This window comes from Chryseobacterium paridis (assembly GCF_016595215.1).
GTDB classification, from domain to species: Bacteria; Bacteroidota; Bacteroidia; order Flavobacteriales; family Weeksellaceae; genus Chryseobacterium; species Chryseobacterium paridis.
The window spans coordinates 1,559,900-1,579,421 of record NZ_JAENHK010000010.1 but is presented as its reverse complement, the minus strand read 5'-3'; the positions used below and the strand labels follow the sequence as shown (position 1 = coordinate 1,579,421).

General features: G+C 32.5%; 15 protein-coding genes and 1 pseudogene. 15 read left to right on the top strand and 1 reads right to left on the bottom strand.

Annotation, left to right across the window (positions count from 1 at the left end):
* Positions 1–158: 158 nt before the first annotated feature.
* The 15 genes and pseudogenes from JHL15_RS16580 (at position 159) to JHL15_RS16515 (ending at position 17,339) form a co-directional block, all read left to right on the top strand.
* A complete protein-coding gene (locus JHL15_RS16580; protein WP_200247540.1) occupies positions 159–1,079 on the top strand; it encodes a DUF4421 family protein in 921 nt (306 codons plus the stop codon).
* Positions 1,080–1,178: 99 nt separating this feature from the next.
* Positions 1,179–2,564 carry a tRNA uridine-5-carboxymethylaminomethyl(34) synthesis GTPase MnmE gene (mnmE, locus tag JHL15_RS16575; protein ID WP_200247538.1) on the top strand — a complete coding sequence of 462 codons (1,386 nt, stop codon included), beginning with the start codon at positions 1,179–1,181 and terminating at the stop codon, positions 2,562–2,564.
* Positions 2,565–2,999: 435 nt separating this feature from the next.
* Complete coding sequence (locus tag JHL15_RS16570) at positions 3,000–4,619, top strand: T9SS type A sorting domain-containing protein (protein WP_200247536.1); 1,620 nt, start codon at positions 3,000–3,002, stop codon at positions 4,617–4,619.
* Between the two features lie 5 nt (positions 4,620–4,624).
* A complete protein-coding gene (locus tag JHL15_RS16565) occupies positions 4,625–7,432 on the top strand; it encodes a hypothetical protein (protein ID WP_200247534.1) in 2,808 nt (935 codons plus the stop codon).
* 7 nt (positions 7,433–7,439) lie between these two features.
* Positions 7,440–11,516, top strand: coding sequence for a DUF6443 domain-containing protein (locus tag JHL15_RS16560; RefSeq protein ID WP_200247532.1), 4,077 nt, complete (start codon positions 7,440–7,442; stop codon positions 11,514–11,516).
* A 2-nt stretch (positions 11,517–11,518) separates the two neighbouring features.
* Entirely contained in the window at positions 11,519–12,124 is a 606-nt protein-coding gene (locus JHL15_RS16555; protein WP_200247530.1) for a hypothetical protein, read from the top strand.
* A gap of 70 nt (positions 12,125–12,194) precedes the next feature.
* Positions 12,195–12,293: pseudogene (locus JHL15_RS21375) on the top strand (hypothetical protein); the annotation flags it as partial.
* Positions 12,294–12,305: 12 nt separating this feature from the next.
* A complete protein-coding gene (locus JHL15_RS16550; protein WP_234047796.1) occupies positions 12,306–12,617 on the top strand; it encodes a hypothetical protein in 312 nt (103 codons plus the stop codon).
* A gap of 5 nt (positions 12,618–12,622) precedes the next feature.
* Entirely contained in the window at positions 12,623–12,949 is a 327-nt protein-coding gene (locus tag JHL15_RS16545) for a hypothetical protein (protein ID WP_200247528.1), read from the top strand.
* A gap of 171 nt (positions 12,950–13,120) precedes the next feature.
* The gene (locus JHL15_RS16540; RefSeq protein ID WP_200247526.1) at positions 13,121–13,480 is read left to right on the top strand and encodes a helix-turn-helix domain-containing protein; all 360 of its coding nucleotides are present in this window, start codon (positions 13,121–13,123) and stop codon (positions 13,478–13,480) included.
* 784 nt (positions 13,481–14,264) lie between these two features.
* Positions 14,265–14,564, top strand: a complete 300-nt coding sequence (locus JHL15_RS16535) for a hypothetical protein (protein WP_200247524.1) — start codon at positions 14,265–14,267, stop codon at positions 14,562–14,564.
* Positions 14,565–14,806: 242 nt separating this feature from the next.
* Positions 14,807–15,031 (top strand): hypothetical protein, encoded by a 225-nt coding sequence (locus tag JHL15_RS16530; RefSeq protein ID WP_200247522.1) that lies wholly within the window; start codon positions 14,807–14,809, stop codon positions 15,029–15,031.
* A gap of 6 nt (positions 15,032–15,037) precedes the next feature.
* Positions 15,038–15,526, top strand: a complete 489-nt coding sequence (locus JHL15_RS16525) for a hypothetical protein (protein ID WP_200247520.1) — start codon at positions 15,038–15,040, stop codon at positions 15,524–15,526.
* A gap of 561 nt (positions 15,527–16,087) precedes the next feature.
* Positions 16,088–16,561, top strand: coding sequence for a CPCC family cysteine-rich protein (locus JHL15_RS16520; RefSeq protein ID WP_200247518.1), 474 nt, complete (start codon positions 16,088–16,090; stop codon positions 16,559–16,561).
* Positions 16,562–16,856: 295 nt separating this feature from the next.
* Positions 16,857–17,339, top strand: a complete 483-nt coding sequence (locus tag JHL15_RS16515) for a DUF6896 domain-containing protein (protein WP_200247517.1) — start codon at positions 16,857–16,859, stop codon at positions 17,337–17,339.
* A gap of 607 nt (positions 17,340–17,946) precedes the next feature.
* On the opposite strand, the gene JHL15_RS16510 is transcribed toward JHL15_RS16515, so the two are convergent.
* On the bottom strand, positions 17,947–19,374 hold the full coding sequence (locus JHL15_RS16510) for a T9SS type A sorting domain-containing protein (RefSeq protein ID WP_200247515.1): 1,428 nt from the start codon (positions 19,372–19,374) through the stop codon (positions 17,947–17,949).
* Between the last annotated feature and the right edge of the window lie 148 nt (positions 19,375–19,522).

Genomic DNA, 19,522 nt, shown 5'->3' with positions numbered 1-19,522 from the left:
AATAATAGAAGGTAGTGTGTTGCGGATTTTTTTTATAAGTTTTAGTTTTTATGTTATTTTTATTCAATAGAAATGGAAATAATACTTAAATTGCTTTCGATTTAAGAAAGTCATAGAGAGCAATGATTACATATAATGGCGTTATTTAATTCATGGATATGAAGAAGCTTTTACTCGGTTTAATAATCGTATTATCCGTTTCATGTATTCGTGCTCAGAAAATAGATACTACATATATTCGACCCTATCCACAGAAATACAGAATATCGGGATACCTCTCTACAAGCTCTCTGGAAATAGACGACACAGAGAGGCATTATACTCCTAATTATCCATTGAACACGGGGATAGGTTTCGCAATTAAAAATACAATTGTAGGAGTACAGTTAGGTTATGGCTTTATTCCCTTAACAGATAAAAAGAAATATGGGAAAACGAAGACCCGCGATTTCCAGATCCACCATTATGGCAGGAAAATGATATTCGATATATTCTTTCAGGATTATAGAGGTTTCTATGTTGATAAAGGTAAAGATCAGGATCCGGAAATGTTCAGGAGTATGTCGGTGAAACAGATTGGTATGGAAGCTACTTACCTTTTTAATGGAAAGCGGTTTTCATCTAAAGCGGCATTTGATCTTGATGAAATACAAGTGCATTCTACTGGAAGCTGGCTGGTAGGAAGTGGAGGGTATTATTACCAATTGAAAGGGATGGAAAGAAGTGGCATGGATGGCACCTATGGACTAGAAAATTTTCAATTAGGAATCAATGGAGGCTATGCCTATTCCTGGGTTGTGAGCAAACGTTGGATGATGACGGGTACCATTCAGGCTGGTGCTAATTTTGGGAATGCCCCCAAATTACTGAAAAAAGGAAAGGTTGAAGTGTATCCAACAGCCTTTGCCCGGATAGCTGGAAATTATCATAAAAATAATTGGGGTATTTCTTTTGCGATTCTGATTAACAATAAGATTGTTTATCCGGTGAAAAGAGAGGAACTTAACCTTACAGCGATTACTATGCAGCTTTCCTATGTTAAACATCTGGATGATCTTTTTAAATCTAAAAAGAAATAGAAACTCAACCTATTTTCATACTGATCGCAATCGGTATTATAGACAATCCGTATTGCCTTTTACTATAAAAATTACCATTAAAAAGCGTAAATTTGCACCATGAATAACGATACCATTTGTGCACTGGCTACGGCCAATGGAGTAGGAGCTTTAGGCATTATCAGAGTTTCGGGTAACGATGCTTTATCCGTCGTTCAGAAATCTTTTCCGGGTAAAAATCTCGAAAAGCAAAAATCCCATACCATTCATTATGGGTATTTCATGGATGGCAATGAAGCTATTGATGAAGTCATGTTATCTATATTTTTAGCTCCCAAAAGTTTTACGACTGAGAACTCTGTGGAAATTGCGTTTCACGGATCTCCACATATTGGTAAACGTATTCTTGAGACCCTAACCAAAAATGGAGCAAGAATGGCAAAAGCGGGAGAATTTACTCTTCGTGCCTTTATTAATGGCAGAATCGATCTTTCTCAGGCAGAAGCAATTGCGGATGTTATTGCTTCTGAAAATGAAGCTTCCAGAAAAGTAGCCATTAATCAATTGAAAGGGGGCATCACGAATGAAATATCAATTCTAAGAACTGATCTATTAAATTTTGTTTCATTGATTGAGCTGGAGCTGGATTTTGCTGAAGAAGATGTAGAGTTCGCAGACCGTTCAGCATTGAATCAGTTGCTCAATAAAATAGAACTCAAATTAAATTCCTTAATCGAAAGCTTTCAATACGGAAATGCTATTAAAAATGGTACAGCTGTTGCCATCATTGGTAAACCGAACGCAGGGAAATCAACATTACTGAATGCTCTTCTAAAAGAGGAGAGAGCGATTGTCAGCAGTATTGCGGGAACTACAAGAGACACCATTGAAGAAGTTTTACATATCAAGGGACACGCATTCCGATTGATTGATACTGCGGGATTACGTGAAACAGCTGATGAAATTGAAGCAATCGGTGTTAAAAAAGCAAAGGAGAAAGTTGAGAACGCTAATATTCTGGTGTACCTGGCAGATGCTGCTACTGAAAACTTTACTGAGGATATTGAGATGATTCAATCATTGGTGAGAGACGATTTAAAGCTGATCATCTGTGCGACTAAAATTGATGAAGTAATCCCAACTAAATATGAAAATGTTGAAAGTGTTTTCAGAAATGCAATCACGCATGAATTCGACTTTATTACTATCTCAGCAGTCGAAAATCAAAATATCCAGGATTTAAAAAATGAATTGTCCTCCTACGTGGAACAAATGAAATCCCAGGAAAGTAATGTTGTCATCACCAATCAACGACATTTTGAATCATTACACAAATCTTTAAACGCTGTACATAAAGTAAATGAAGCCATTAACTTCCGAATTTCTACAGAATTATTAGCTTATGAACTTCGTAATGCATTGGAGCATTTAGGAGAGATTTCTGGAGAAGTTACGAATGATGAGGTGTTGGGGAATATTTTTTCTAAGTTTTGTATCGGGAAATAATAGACATTGCGAACCGAAAGGAGAAGCAGTCTCATAAGTAGTTTTTTTATTATCACTTAGAACATATCAAAGTTTTTATAAAAATTAAGGCGAGCTAGTAACTCGCTTTTTTTGTGTTATATATTGTAATAGAACAATGGGTAACAAGAGATGACGTATTTGAATTGAATGATATTTCGAAAGTATCAAAGCCGATTTTAATGAAAATGACTTATTTTATCCAACAATTCTAAAATAAATTACCAATAAAAATAATACGACATATTCTGTCGTATAGCTGCAATACCTTTGTAGTAAGTAAAGCGTAAAAGTTTAAAAATGAGAAAGTAAAAACATGATGTAATTCATATTAAATCTTTTTAAAGTGAAATTAATGAATGCTAAAAAATGTTAAATTTGCACGATTTTAAATTAACATAAGGAAACTAAAAAATAATGATAAAACTCTACATAAGTGTATTTTCGATATGCACAATGCTGAGCCTTTCAGCTCAGGAAGTAATCTGGCAGAAGGATATCAAGTCCAATACTCAGGATTTTCTAAGCCAGGTGACAACGACTATTGATCAGCAGTATTTGATTACGGGGAGTGTTATACAAGCTGGAAGTGAGAAGATGGATGCTGGAAGTAATGCCAGGCAAAATAACGGATATGATTTCCATTTGGTAAAACTGAATCAGCAAGGTGACCAGGTTTGGGAGAAATATTTTACGGGACAGAATCATGATTATTTATCTGCTACAGTAACTACTCAAGATGGTGGATTTCTATTAGCAGGAACTTCGTACTCAGGAAAGGGTCTTGATAAAAAAGATGATTCCAAAGGAGGATCCGATATTTGGCTAATCAGAATCAATGAATTTGGAGATGAATTATGGCAAAAAACGTTAGGAACTTCTGCTGATGAGGAGGCTCGAGCTGTTATTCAAACTACAGACTTAGGATTTTTTGTTGCTGGAAACACAATTAAAGGCTATGGTTCAAAAGACTCGTGGATCACTAGGCTTGATAAAAACGGAAAAGAATTATCACAACTAATTTTAGGAGGAAGAGGCCTAGACGAAGTAGAGAAAATGATTCCAACGAAGGATGGTGGAGCTTTATTAGGAATCTATTCGAGGAGTTCCGAGGTTCGGGGTTCGAGTTCCATGAGTGAAAGTCCAACAAAAGAAACCTCAAATCCCGTATCTCGCTACCCAAAAAATAGTAACAATGAAGGCGAAGGTGACTACTGGATTGTAAAGCTAAGCAAAGATGGTAAAGTAGAATGGGAAAAGAACTTTGGAGGTACAGGTGATGATCATCTAAGAACACTTACATTAACTTCAACTGGATACGTCATAGGTGGTGAGTCAAGATCAGAAAGATCAGGAAATAAGACTGTTGGTATTGAAGAAGGAACAGATTTATGGCTAATCTCATTAAACGAAAGAGGAGAAGAACAGTGGCAAAAATCCTATAATTTCAAAAATAGAGATATTTTGATGGGAATAAGTGTGATACAGAGCCAAGATACAAGAGCCAAGAACCAAGAGGTTACCAAAGGAATATTGTTGGGTGGATATACTCAGGCTGAGGGAAGAATAGAAACAGACGATGAAACTTTTTGGATGCTATACCTGGATAGGGATGGAAACGAGCAATGGAGAAAATATGTAAAAGGAGAATCCAAAAAGAGAGAGGAGAGATTATCGGATATCAAATTGAATAGAGACGGTTCGATCGTTTTAGCTGGAACCAGTGCCGATGAATTAGGAAAAGAAAACTGGAAGATTATTAAACTGGGAGATAAACAGCTTGATCAATTGATTGAAAAACAAGATATCAAGATCTATCCAAATCCTGTATCTGATTATGCTTATGTTGAAATAGGATTTGATTTCAAAGATGCAGATATTACTGTCTATGATATGGGAGGAAGACAATTACAGAATTTGAAAACAAAGAATAAAGTGACGAAGATCAATACTCAGTCATTAATTCAAGGAGCTTATCTGATTGTAATAAAAACTGATACGAATAAAACAGCTAACGCTAAATTGATTAAAAAATAAAAAATATGATAAAGAATTTTCGTATCTCTATAAAGTGTATTTCTCTTTTTTTCTTATTCTTTAGTGTTTCTTTATTCTCGCAATTTTTTGAGTATCAAAAAGATTCATTCCTGAGAAATTATGAAACAGACTACTCAAAGGGAAAATTAGACATTAATATACCCTTACTGACTGCCCCAACGGCTAAAAGTAATTTAAAAATAAATATAGGATTATCATATTATACAGATAATGTTGCACATCAGAATTTTTATACAGATGGAGGAATGGGATGGGTTTTTATTAATGGGGGGGGAGCTATTTACAGGTATATGGACTTTGGCTTAGCAGATAATGCGCAAATTTATCAATATGATATCTTAGGAAAAACAGGAAGATTTTATATAAAAAATGACAGTACTTTAGGAGATATTAGAGCGGTACAGTCTTATCCTTCTAAAAATAAAATAGAAATCATTAAACAATCTAATGCCAGTTTTACAGCTTTTAAAGTGACAGATGAAAATGGATTTAAATACATTTTTGATAAAAAAAATATCTCTTATCAATATGAGTATCCTCAAATATATACTCCAGGGCATGGAGTAATTCCCACACCTAAAAAAGAGTTGTACACAAGTGCTTTCTTACTATCAAAAATATTAGATGAAAAGGATAATGTTTTGGTCACTTATGAATTTTCAACTGAGACAAAAACCATTGCTACCGGTAAGGCAACAGTTGAAAATACTGTCAATAAAATCTTGATCAATAATATTGGAATAGTTGATTTCACTTATAATGGGAAAGGTATTTTTAAAATTTTAATGAAAAACAAAAGCAATCAGATCATTAATCAATATACCTTTTGGAGTGACAAGACCCTAAATAAAATTGTGCAGCAGGATAAAAATGGGAATGATATTGCACGATATAAATTTACCTACCATTATCCTGAGCAGGAACTTTATAATGGGGTTGAATCACGAGACATGTACGGATTTGTCAATTCATTCTCTCCTTGCTATCTGGATTATAGTAATTTTTATCAAGTCAAAAGTATCAATCCTTATCAATTTAAAACAGGTTTTTTGAAATCTATCACCTACCCAACAGGAGGAAGAGTTGAATATGATTATGATCCCAATGTGATCCCAATTACTCCATATGCCTATAATGATTCTGCTGATAAGTATAGCCCTGATCTTGCTGATTTTGCAGTAGATAAATTAGCTGACGTAGATTTTGATAAAGTAAACACTAATGTATATCCTTTCACTATTTCTAATCCAGGAAATTATTCCCGTTTGATTATGAAAATCGATCATGATTTTCATGATCAAACCAATGTTTTTAGACCTAATTATCAGTTTTACTATAAATTAGAAAAGCCAGGTACCCCGACAGATACTTTATATTTAATGAATTATAAAGCTGGCATTGATCTAAACTGCAATTATACAAAGGAGTTTAGATTAAAAAATTCCAACAGTTTGGTTTTTAGAATAATTGGTGGTCCTGTTTTTGGTAAAATGCGTGTTTTTGGAGTTAGAAACCTAAGCAAGGATTATAGATATGCAAAAGGAGGGAGAATAAAAGAGGTAAGAACTTTTGAAAAGGACTCTGTAGCTCCTTCAAGTGTTATAAAGTTCGAATATAACCTTTTCAATAACCCTACAAAAAGTAGTGGTTATTCTTATATGGATATTCCGGGCTACTCATCTCCAGCACCCTATATAGATGGAACAGATTATGATGTACGGACAGGTCAGGAAATGATTATGTATAAAAACGTAAAAATTACGGATTCAATCAAAAATACATCGATAAAATATACTTTTATGATGCCTGAAAAAATTGATTCTCTGTTTGGAGATAATACCGGAGCTCCTTTGTCTTTTGACCTCAATCATACTATAAAAAAAATGGGTTTAGTAGAGAAATTAGAAAAGTATGATTCGAATAACAATCTTATTGAGAAAATCGAAAATAGAAATAATATTGAATATGTAGTACAGAATGGGGTAAAAGACGAATGGAATAATCCTCTTAAATTGTTATTTGTAAGGTCTGTAAATGGCAATAATCAGACTAGGGTAGAAAATAGTTCTGGTATAATTCAATCTTCCAACCAAAAGTTTTTTGAGTCAGATAATAATTTATTAACCAAAGAAATATCAACAGATTTTACCGGATCTGTTACGGAGACCAATATTTATTATCCAAAAGATCTGAGCAATCAGAAGCTACTCAATGCAAATCTTTTGGGAACTCCTCTAAAATCTGAGGTAACGCAAAATGGAAAACTCATTGGTAAATCTGAGACAAAATTTGATGATCCGGCAACCATTTATCCCACTTCACAATTAATATACAATAATCAAACACAAGTTGCTAAAAGTATGGGTAGTATTGAAAGCTATGATGAACTGGGAAATATCAGGGAAATAAAATCTAAAAACGGTGTCTCTACTGTGACGATTTGGGGATATAATAAGACATTACCTATTGCTGTAATTGTAGGTGCAACTTATACGCAAGTTGCCAATCTTGCTACTGTGAAAGCAGCAGTAGATGCCTCAGACTCAGATAATAGTAATTCAGCTACTGAGCCAGCTCTCATTCAGGCTTTAGATAACCTTAGAAAAGATGCTGCTTTGAAAAACTTCCAGATAACTACCTCTACTTATGACCCTTTGATAGGGATAACTTCCAGTACATCACCTTCAGGCTTCAGAGAAATTAATATTTACGATAATGCCAACAGGCTTCTTAAAGTAACTGATGCCCAGGGAAAAACAATTAAAGAATTTAAATATAACTACAAACCTTAGGCAATCAATGAAAAGATTTTTAAATATAGTAAGTATATTTTTTGTAGTAGGATGGTCTTACGCACAAACAAATTCAGAGAACTATGTATGGTCTACGACATGCCTTGATGCGGATTGTGTAAAAAAATCTGAAACGGTTCAGTATTTTGATGGACTTGGCAGACTTAAACAGATTGTAGATATTAAAGCCTCTTCAGGTCAAAAAGATATTGTCACTCATATGGCATATGATCAGTATGGAAGACCTTCCAAATCTTACTTACCAATTCCTCAGCCTGGGACACAAAATGGAAATATCTATGATCATCCTCTTGATAATGCAGCAGCTGTATATGGAACAGAAAAAATATATTCTGAACAGATTATAGAAAATTCTCCACTAGAAAGAATAAAGCAGAGTTTTGGGACAGGAAGTGCGTGGGCCAATAAACCTATTACCTATAATTATAATGTTAATGCGGCTAATGAAGTAAAAAAATACAGTGTTTCTACAACCTGGAAAGAAGGACGGACAGAATCCCCATTGAGTATTTTGGGATATTATAATGAAAAGACATTATTGAAAAACTCGGTCATAGATGAAGATGGAAATACTGCTGTAGAGTATAAAAATGGTAAAGGACAAACATTGTTAATTAGAAAGAATGATGGCAGCAAAAACTTGGACACATATTACGTATATGATGAGTTTAACCAATTAGCTTATGTGATACCACCATTAGCTTCAGCCTTAGGAACTCTTTCATTAACGAATGTTGCTAATCTATGTTATCAATATCGTTATGATGGATTAGGGAGATTGGTAGAAAAAAGAGTTCCCGGAAAAGGTTGGGAATTTATGGTATATAATAAAGCCGACCAGATCATTATGTCAAGAGATGCTAATCTTGAACAAAAGAAACAATGGTTATTAACCAAATATGATCAATATGGAAGAGTTGTCTATACTGGTATATCCAACAATACCAATGGTAGGGCAGCCTTACAGACGATTATTGATGCTAATAATGTTTTATATGAAACCAGGAGTACCACGTCTTTTACTTTAAGTGGGATGTCTGTTTATTATTCCAATACAGCATCCCCTACAAGTATAGCTCAAATTTTAAGTGTTAATTATTATGATACTTATCCACCACTTCCTACAGATGTTGTAGTGCCTGCGTACATTCTTGTTCCAGAGCAAACGGTTTTATCAGATGTCCAAAATGCAGCGGTTAATACCAAAAGTTTACCGTTAGCTAGTTATGTGAAAAATATTGAAAATGATAACTGGACCAAGAACTATACCTGGTATGATACAAAGGGAAGAATGATAGGAACCTATTCGATTAATCATTTAGGAGGTTTTACCAAAACAGAAGCAGAACTCGATTTCATTGGAGTAGTTAAAAGAAGCAATATCAGCCACCAAAGAAAGCCTGGTGAAAATGGAGTGAGGATACAGGAGCGTTTTGTATATGATCCTCAATATAGATTAAAACAACATTTTCATCAGATTAATGACAGGACTGAAGAATTACTGGCTGAAAATTCCTATAATGAGCTTTCACAGTTGATTAATAAAAAAGTCGGAAACAATCTTCAAAGTATAGACTATACCTATAATATAAGAGGCTGGTTAACTGATATAAATAAAAACCAGATGTCTGTTTCTGATCTTGGTGGGAAGCTATTTGCTTATAAAATCAAATACAATCAGAAAGAAGGAATTACCAATCCTGATACAGTTCTATTTTCAGGGAAAAATGTAACTGCAAAATACAATGGAAATATTGCCGAAGTAGACTGGAGATCCGTGGAAAATATAGGTGTTAATCCTTCATTGACTCCGAAACGTTATGGCTATTCTTATGATGGGGTTAATAGATTAACAGCAGGATATTATCAGAATCCTGTTAATCCAAACAGTAAAGAAAATACGGAATCTATTGACTATGACCCCAATGGTAACATTACAAAATTGTATCGTTCTTCTGTTATTGAAAATGGAAATATTGCTACGGTTATCGATAGACTGCGTTATAATTATGCCGGTGCGGATAATAAACTGACAAGCATCAATGATGATTCCTCAAACTCAACAGGCTATGAGGGCGGGGCGGCGACCATTGGATATGATCTCAATGGTAATATGGTCAATATGGCTGATAAAGGGATTGCTGCTATTAATTATAATTATCTTAATCTTCCTGATCAGGTGGATTATAGTAGGAAACCGACTGAAAATGTTACCATTATTACTACATACGGCGCAGACGGAGCTAAACTACAAAAAGGAAATACAACTGTAGTTTCCGGATTGAAGGGATCGGTGACTACAGTAAAAACAACAGATTATCTTGATGGATTTCAATATCTAAAAACAGATACTGTTGGCCTTACAGAAGCAGGGTCTCTAGCCAACCTTGAAACGAGTAGGGCTCTCGAAATGGAGGCATATTCTGTTGCTGATCCCATCGATTTTCCAAGTATGGAAGCTTTAACTCCGGATTTACAGTTTTTTCCAACGTCAGAAGGCTTTTATGACTATGTAAAAGGACAGTATGTCTATCAGTATACAGACCACTTGGGGAATGTAAGAATAAGTTTTGCAAGAAATAGTACAGGAGCTCTGGAAATTACAGATGCTAACGACTATTATCCGTTTGGAATGAATCATCTAAAGACTGGGAATTCTTTCTTTGGATCGGGTACATATAAAAATTATAAATTTGGAACCAAAGAATTACAGGAAATAGGATTCTATGATTTTGGAGCCCGCCACTATATGTCGGATATTGGACGCTGGTTCTCAGTGGATCCAATGGCAGCAAGCAATCCAGATCTTACACCATATCGCTATGGTTTTAATAATCCGATTATGTTTACGGATCCCACCGGAATGATAGAAGCTTCTTTGATAGAAAAAGCATTTAATTTAGGTGGAAGTTGGAGTAATAAAGGCAATGGATTTGAAAGTGATAGTTTTATTAAATTAGGATATAATGGAGATTATATGAGCCTTAACACCAAGTTAGATCAGATAACCCTTGATGAAGGAGTAGCAGGCGAAGAACTTCTGGAAGGAATATCATTTGATGGTAAGGGAAATTCCAAGACCTGGAATAAAGGATATAATTTAAATTATAACTATTTCATGATGCGAAGTAAAATAAGTGGAGCATTGGGTACGATGAGTTATAATAATGCAGAAAGTTTTTTACAGTATCAAATAGAAACGACTAAGGTTGGGCAATCTGTGTCTGCCGCCGAGAAATTTTTATTCCTTGAGTTACCTGGATCCATGGTGGGAGGTGAACTCGTTTCAGCAGCCTGGAGAGCGGCAGGATTAAGCCGGTATATCTGTGGGCCTTTAGGCAGATTAACCAACGGATTAATAAAAATTTGTTTTACAGAAGGAACACTAGTAGCCGTAGAAAATGGCACTAAAAAAATAGAGGATATTAAAGAAGGTGACCGAGTATGGAGCTATAACGAGGAAACGGGAAAGAAAGAACTTAAAAAAGTGGTAGAATTATCCCATAATACTTCTTCTTCATTAGTTAAGGTTTTAGTAAATGGTACTGAAATTACCTGTACACCAGAGCACCCATTTTATGTAAACGGAATTTGGATAGAAGCTAAAAGCCTTATGGAAGGAATGCTTTTGACCACTCTGGATGGAGGGACTTCTCCAGTAGAATCTATTAAGTTTTTGGATAGTAAAGTAAAAGTCTATAACTTTGAAGTAGAAGGCAACCATAATTATTATGTTTCTGACAAAAGGATTTTGGTACATAACACATGTTGGACAGAAAGAATGGCTCAATTTTTAGAATATGCAGCAAACATTGAAACAAAATCTCTCACTTCTCAAGAAGCAACCTTAAAACATCTAGAAGGTGTACTTAAGTTTCTAGATAAAACTAGAACTGACGATAGGGTAATTAAATTAGTAGGAGAGATGGGAAAAAATGTAGATATAGTAGATGGTAAAATGATAATTAAACAATTTAAAGCTGGGAACTCAACAGTTATTAATCCAGATGGAGGATTCGGAATTTATAGAAATGGGAAGCTTGTAATAGATAAATTTAAATAATTATGCTAGAAGAAATAAAATATTCATTATTTGATTTTGATGATTATAATCTTAATAGAAACTTTGAACAAAGTGACAATTACGTAAAATATGTTTATAAAAATGTTATTGTATTTGGAACTGAAGAAAATATTTCCGTTTACTATGATGTTGAAGATATGAGAACTACTAAGAAACTGCAGTTTATTAATAAATACAATACTTTAAAAAAATTTAATAATACCTATGCAGCAATTAGTTACACAAAATATCTTTCAAATGTAACAACAGATATTCGATATGAAATGTATCATTATTTTATGTATCAATTGAAAGAATCAGAGATTGAATATAAGACACTATTATTCAATCCTGTGAATAATTATACAATAGAGGATATGATGCTTCGTTGTGATATAAGTGATTTATCAATAAAAGGCAGAAAAGTTAAATACAATTTTATAATTATATTAAAGAAAGACGGTAAATGTAACTTATCTTTTTATCCTGAAAACCCTGTATGGGATGAAGGAAAAGATTGTCCAGAAACTGATGTAGATAAAATTATAGAATATATTCTAAATTTGAATATTGATAATTATGATGATATTCCATTAATAGAATCATAAATAAAAAAAGAGTAGCTAAAAACTACTCTTTTTTTATCTACATAACACATTAGATGGAACGGCTTCTCTTATAGAATCTATTAAACTGTTTGATGAGAAAGTAAAAGTCTATAACTTTGAAGTAGAAGGCAACCATAATTATTATGTTTCTGAGAAAGGAGTTTTGGTGCATAATAATTGTTTGGAATGGCTAAGTAAAGCAAGAAGTTTAAATGTAATAAGAAATGGAGGCGAGGTTGTGTCAGACAGAGCTGTAGAAGCATTAGGGAAAGGAGCTGAATATTTGCAAATAACACCTAGGCTTGGAAATCAACTGGGGAATGTAGCAGGAGAAAACTCTGGCTGGAGTTGGCATGTTGCAGCAACTAAAAATGGAATGGTGTATGATAGATTAACTGGCTCTGCAGGAATGACTATGGAAAAATACATACAACTATTTGAATATCATTCAGATTTAATGTTTGAAATTGTTTCAAAAAGAACAGTAAAATAGTACAAATGGAAACGAAAATTATAGAATTAATACATATTATTAAGAGACGACCAGGTATGGTATTTTTTGATGGAACAAATGCTGTTTTAAAAGACTATATTCATTTTTTTGAAGGTTTTTTTTACAGCTTAGAATTCACTCTTAATATGAATTTTGAAAGAGAAATCTCAAAATGGTATCAGAAACGCACTGATTTTATCGCTCCAAATATGAATTGGTTTGCTCAATTTGAACATATAAATAAAGACTTGATTGAGAAAGAGAAAATAGAAAAATTATTAAATACCTTGGAGGACTTTTTTAATTATTATAATACCAGTTCTCTTACATAAATAAGCTCTTAAAGATAGCTTTTTATAAAGAATATATAATTATTAGAAAGATACAGAGATTATTTCAAAATACATTGTAATATTTCTGAAATGTCTACATAAGATATGATCAACAATAAACAATAAACAACAAATTTCTTTATATTTGTACAAAGCACATATACAAACATTATGGAAAAGCTAAGAAGTCTAAGAAAGCAAAGGGGATACACTCAGGAATATATGTCAAAAATCTTGTCCACGGATGTTTCTAATTATTGTAGAAAAGAAAGTGGGGATGTAAGGATATATGACGATGAATGGGAGAAGCTTGCCAAGGCTCTGGAGGTTCCAGTGGAAGAAATCAAAGAAGAAAGAGTTGCTAATGTTGTTAACTTTAACGACACCTCAACCAATTCAGGAGCTTTCCTTAATAATTACTATAATATTCCCAATCAGGTAATGGATAACCTACAGGATTATATTAAGATATTAAAAGAGCAGGTTGAATTCCTAAAACAGGAATTGGAGAAATCCAGATCTGAGAAATAATATTTTATTAGAATAACTGATCATAAAAATAAATACTGCTTCATTATGAAGTAGTATTTTTGTTGAAAGAACTTTCTATTCTGGTGAAGAAGTAATGATGATAGTAATGGTATATTTTTAAAAGAAGCTTTTAAAATTAAATTATGACGATACGCGAAATATTACCTCATATTGAGCGAAGACCTTTAATGTATTTAAAAACAAAAGATATTTATCTTTTAGATTCATTTATCGGGGGATATTTATCTTGTCAACAAATTCATGATAAGAACTTTAATGATATAAATTTTCAATCTAATTTTCATGAATAGTTAAGAATAAAGTTTAATCTTGATTTAGGTTTTACTTGGGCTGATTATATATTTAAAATAAGTCAAAATGAAAAATTAAATTCTGTAGATGTATTTTTTAGAGAATATAATTTATTCAAAGAAAAAGATAAATAAAAATTAAGGAATATTCCCCCGCTGGCGCGAGCGTCACGCTCGTGTCCGAAAAAAGTAAAATCAATAATTTATAAATAAATCCGAGAAAGTACTAATTTTTCGGATTTTTATTTTAGTATTTGAAAGACTGAAAGTATTTTTTTGTGAAATCTTATAATTGAAATTTAATAGTACAAAAAATTACTATAAAGATGATCAGAGGAGTTTTGGAAATAGGTTTAAATTTGTAATGTATGAATAGGCAACGAGCGTGATGCTCGAGCCAGCGAGGGGTATTTAGGAGTAGGTTTTCCTGGAATGCGTCCACCTGTAATAAAACCTTTTTAAATTGAATTAATATGAATATAGAAGAATTGTTATTACATATAGAAAAAAGACCCCAAATGTACTTTCGTGAGAAAAATGTGTACTTCTTGGAAACTTTTTTAGGAGGCTTTTTTGTAAATGAGTATCTTAAAAATAAAGATTTTAAAAATGATTTTCGATCTGGTTTTTATTATTGGTTAAAAAATAAGTTTAATTTAGAAGAGAATACGACTTGGGCTGATTATATTGATATAATTAGTCAAAAAGAAGAGTTAAATTCTTTTGATGTTTTCTTTAGAGAATATTATATCTACAAAAACGAAAGTAAATAAAGATACTCTGCACATAGTCTATGATTTTGAGATGAAATATCAATCTCTATGAAGCAGCGCCTTGTGTGTCCAAAATAAGTTATAAATAAATCCGAGAAAGTACTAATTTCTCGGATTTTTATTTTTAGTATTTGAAAGACTGAAAATTTTTTTGTGAAATCTTATAATTGAAATTTAATAGTACAAAAAATTACTATAAAGATGATCAGGGAATTTTGGAAATAGGTTTAAATTTGTAATGTATGAATGGGCAACGAGCGTCACGCTCGCGTCAGCGGGGGGTATTTAAAGCATTAACAGAAGGATTCGAAGCAATGGCTAAAAAGTATGGGATGAATGAAGTTAGAATACAATTTAATATGGTTTTTAACCAAAACCTAAAGCACAATTCTCTTTGGGCTAAAGAATATGGATATTTTTTTAGTAGAGAAGGAGACACTGTTGTTTGGGAGAAAATTTTACGTTAGTAATTTATGGAAGCAAAAGAATTTAAAAATTTAGTACTTGAAGTTACATTGAAATCTGTAGATAGAAAACCTACTGACTGGATTACTTTTAATGACAAAATGAATACTCAACTTGTTAATGATAGTTATGAAGCTGAAAAGGTTAGATTATGTAAAAAAGAATTACCTATAATTGAATGTAATTTAGATAATTCATATTTTCTAGTGACTACTGATAGAATTATTTCAATAATTAATAATGAATTTGATGAAATGAATATAATAAACATGGTTGATTATTGCAATGAATATGAGAGATTAAATTACAAACAGCCTAACGGAGAATATCCAAAAGTTAATTTTTTATGTATAGAGAAAAAAGATGGAACTAAGTTTATAGCGAAAATAGATTCTCACTATCCTGCCTTTTTTACCAGAATTCTTATTTATAATATTTTTTTATATAAAACAGAAGGAAGATGGTTTTTAAATCCCCCCAAAAAAAATTATGAATAGATTTTGATAAAGTAGTAAGTGATGTAAAAATAACAGACTCCTCGCTGTCGTACGAATCTCACCCTGCTGGCGCGAGCGTCACGCTCGTGTCCGAAAAAAGTAAAATCAATAATTTATAAATAAATCCGAGAAAGTACTAATTTCTCGGATTTTTATTTTAGTATTTGAAAGACTGAAAGTATTTTTTTTGTGAAATCTTATAATTGAAATTTAATATTACAAAAAATTACTATAATGATGATCAGGAAATTTTGGAAATAGATTTAAATTTGTAATTAGTGAATGGGCAATGAGCGTGACGCTCGCGCCAGCGAGGGGAAATTACACAAGGACAATATTTAAAATTAGCTAAAAGCTTTGCTGCAGAAACGGGTGAGCATATTCAAGAAAAGACAGTTAAAAATTTTTTAATAAAATTTAATACTAATACTCAGGAGGTTTTTGTAGGGAGAATGGATATAAGAGAGATCAGAACATTTTATAAAGCAAATCCTGCGATGACTAAAACAACACCATTTCAAGATGCTCTCGATTATGCAGCAACTTTAATAAAATAAAATTATGATAGAATTAGATTTAAATTCAACTATAAATATATTATCATTAGATGAATATGCAAAGATGACAATCGAAAACCGTGAAAAGATAATCGATGATGAAGGATTTGATAAAGAAGAGCTATTTGAATATATAACAGATAAATATATTGGAGTAAAATTATCATATATACAGGAAAAGATTAAGAACTTGTATCAATTACCAATTAATGTTAATGGTATTCCGAAAGAATTATTTACATGTTCTTGCTGTAGCTATAAAACAATTCTTGAAAAAGGGAATTATCAGATTTGTAAGGTGTGTTTTTGGGAAGATGACGGAGGTAATGATGGATCTAAGTATAGCCATGTAAATCATATGACACTAAATGAAGCAAAAGATAATTTTAAAAATAAGGGAGCTATTTTAGAGAGATTTTTAAAATTTGTTGACAGCGAAGGTAAACTGAAATATTATAAAGATAGTACTTTAAAATAATCAATAAGATGCTACCATTTAGTATCTTATTCGTGCCTAAGTAAAAAAGAAAGTTATCGATAGATCCGAGAAAGTACTAATTTCTCGGATTTTTATTTTAGTATTTGAAAGACTGAAAATTTTTTTGTGGAATTTTTTAATTGAAATTTAGTAGTACAAAAAATGACTATAAAGATGATCAGGGAATTTGGATTTGTAATGTATGAATGGGCAACGAGCGTGACGCTCGCGCCAGCGTGGGGGGCTTTTCAAATATAGAAGAGATAATACATTTATTTGGTAAATAATTTTTATAATGAATAATTTAAAACTATACAATCTAATTAAAGAATATGCGGCGAATTGTGCTAGATTTAATAACCTTTTAATATTAAAGTTTAATTTAAACAATAGATCAGAATTAGAAAATATTAATCATTTTATTTTACCATTGCGTGCAGCTAAGTTAAAGATAATTGAAGCTAAGAAAAGTTTAGTAATAGACAATAATAAAGAATTAGAATATCATATACATGGAACCGGAATTACTTTTAAATTTAATGGATTAAATTACTCTTTTGATTATTTTCCTGTAATAAATGAACAGTACAAAATGAACTTTTCTATTTCAGCAATTTATGATTTTATAAATACTATATCTGAAAATATTGAAGAAAGTAGTTTTATGGGCTTAATAAATCAATTAATTGATAAGGGACTAATTACAAAAATTTATGGCAACGGTTTTTCCTTTTACATTTCGGATATAGAGCTATCAGAAAATATTGTTATAGAATAGATCCTCAATATACCTATTACTGCAAAAATCTATGACATTGATTTGAAATTCTACTAAAAGATTATTTCAATTTATAAAATACTAAGAAATCAAATAAGGTTAGGTAATATTATTAAAATGAAAGAGTTCGGTATTTTACCGGACTCTTTGTATTTTAGGATGAAAAATAAATAAAAAATACTAAGATTTATGATGCAAATTTGTAAGTATTAACAAATGAGTAATTACTAAATATTAAAGCAGATGCACGGCTTATAATTTTACATTTCACATTATTGATGATCAGGAGGTATTTTTTTTCTTCCTGTTTTTTTGTGATCACTTGGAAATCTTTTACTAATCATGCCACTACTTTTCTGCAAATAATCATAAACAGGTAGTAATTTACTTTCTGTATCGAGAAATAATAGTCATTGTGATCCGAAAGGAGAAGCAATCTCATCAGTAACTTAGTGGTTGGTCTTTTATTATAAATTAGAAGATGTCAAAGTTTTTGTAAAAATTAAGGCGAGTTGCTAGCTCGCCTTTTTTTATATTTTATGGTTCCAACAACTTCTTGTCCAGTAATTTGAGTTTGATCCAAACATCATCTACTATAATAGAATTATTATTCCTTCACAATTTTATTGGAAATCATTTTTCCGGAATTTGTAGTTGCTGTAACAAAATAAATACCTTTTACAAGGTTGGATACATTGACAGATTTTGTTTTAGCAGAAACTTCGTTGATCACTTTTCCTGAACTATCTGTTATTTTGATATTAGAAACCTCTTCTGAAAAGTTAAGAACATCATTGATGGGATTCGGATAAAAAACAATTGCTTTTTTACTGACATCAGCCACAGACAATGCCCCTGTTCCATTCAGACGTGCGATTTGCTCTTGAGCCAATCCTTTATACTTTGAAAAGTAGCCAGCTACCAAAATTTTTCCATCAGACTGTATTGAAATTGATGAGACAGGATTATCAAACCCTATTCCGGTATTAAAAGACGCATCAATACTACCGCTGCTGGTAAGGCGCACGATCCTGTTTTGGCTGATTCCATTATAGTTGGTAAAGCCACCACCCAAGAGGATTTTTCCATCAGGCTGTAAAGCGATTGTCTCAACATAAAAATTAGCAATACCCGTCCCTATAATAAAGGAGGGATCTACATTTCCGGTTGTGTTGAGACGTACAATCCGGTTTTGTGCTATCCCTTTATAGGTTGTAAAATAGCCGCCCACCAGAATTTTTCCGTCAGTCTGTAATGCAATTGAACGAACAGCACTTCCACTAAGACTCCCACCAAACCCTGTCCCCATATTAAATGAGGTATCAAGAGTTCCATTTGTATTCAGACGGGTGATATAATTTCGGTTAATACCACCATAGTTGGTAAAACTACCGCCTACCAAAATTTTCCCGTCAGTTTGTAAAGCAATAACGTTAACATCAAAATCAGCTCTTGGCCCATTGTAAAAAGATGTATCTGCACTTCCGTCTGCATTCAAGCGTGCAATATTTTGTTGATTGGTACCGTTATATTTCGCAAATCGGCCTCCTACTAAAATTTTTCCATCAGATTGTAGGGCAATCGTCAGAAGAAATGACATGCCACCAGGTGTGCTAAATCCATCTTCCGTAGTAAAAGATGTATCCAGGCTTCCGTCTGTATTCAGACGTACAATACGATTCTTAGCAATATCATTATAAGATGTAAAATTACCTCCTACCAAAATCTTTCCATCAGGTTGTAAATCAATCGTGTAAACAGTACTGTCGAATCCTGTTCCGATCATAAAAGAAGTATCAACACTTCCATCCTGGTTCAAACGAATAATACGGTTTCGGTCAATACCATTATAATTGGAAAACGAACCTCCTAAGAGGATTTTTCCATCTGGTTGTATGACAGTAGTTACAGGCGCACTGTTAAAGCCTGTCCCAACGACAAAGGAAGTATCTAGTGTTCCGTCTGTCTGTGCTTGTGCATTTCCACTCAACAAAAGCAAGACAAAGGCAAGGGTAAAAAGTAAAGCTTTTTTCATTATAATAGGTTATCAGTTTAGTAATTAAAAGGAAATTGCAATTCCAATAAATGTGAGGCAAATATAAAAAAAGGTAAGGATATCCATTAATGTATCGAGTAAAGAATCATGGAAACGGGTGAGTAAAATATTTAAAAGAAAAAAAGGA

Bases quoted from the DNA above. Each gene is read 5' to 3' on its own strand.
- JHL15_RS16515 (WP_200247517.1), top strand. From the start codon at position 16,857: ATGAATAATTTAAAACTATACAATCTAATTAAAGAATATGCGGCGAAT.
- JHL15_RS16560 (WP_200247532.1), top strand. From the start codon at position 7,440: ATGAAAAGATTTTTAAATATAGTAAGTATATTTTTTGTAGTAGGATGG.
- JHL15_RS16570 (WP_200247536.1), top strand. From the start codon at position 3,000: ATGATAAAACTCTACATAAGTGTATTTTCGATATGCACAATGCTGAGC.
- JHL15_RS16580 (WP_200247540.1), top strand. From the start codon at position 159: ATGAAGAAGCTTTTACTCGGTTTAATAATCGTATTATCCGTTTCATGT.
- JHL15_RS16510 (WP_200247515.1), bottom strand. From the start codon at position 19,374: ATGAAAAAAGCTTTACTTTTTACCCTTGCCTTTGTCTTGCTTTTGTTG.
- JHL15_RS16520 (WP_200247518.1), top strand. From the start codon at position 16,088: ATGATAGAATTAGATTTAAATTCAACTATAAATATATTATCATTAGAT.
- JHL15_RS16530 (WP_200247522.1), top strand. From the start codon at position 14,807: ATGAATGGGCAACGAGCGTCACGCTCGCGTCAGCGGGGGGTATTTAAA.
- JHL15_RS16525 (WP_200247520.1), top strand. From the start codon at position 15,038: ATGGAAGCAAAAGAATTTAAAAATTTAGTACTTGAAGTTACATTGAAA.
- JHL15_RS16555 (WP_200247530.1), top strand. From the start codon at position 11,519: ATGCTAGAAGAAATAAAATATTCATTATTTGATTTTGATGATTATAAT.
- mnmE (WP_200247538.1), top strand. From the start codon at position 1,179: ATGAATAACGATACCATTTGTGCACTGGCTACGGCCAATGGAGTAGGA.
- JHL15_RS16565 (WP_200247534.1), top strand. From the start codon at position 4,625: ATGATAAAGAATTTTCGTATCTCTATAAAGTGTATTTCTCTTTTTTTC.
- JHL15_RS16540 (WP_200247526.1), top strand. From the start codon at position 13,121: ATGGAAAAGCTAAGAAGTCTAAGAAAGCAAAGGGGATACACTCAGGAA.
- JHL15_RS16545 (WP_200247528.1), top strand. From the start codon at position 12,623: ATGGAAACGAAAATTATAGAATTAATACATATTATTAAGAGACGACCA.
- JHL15_RS16535 (WP_200247524.1), top strand. From the start codon at position 14,265: ATGAATATAGAAGAATTGTTATTACATATAGAAAAAAGACCCCAAATG.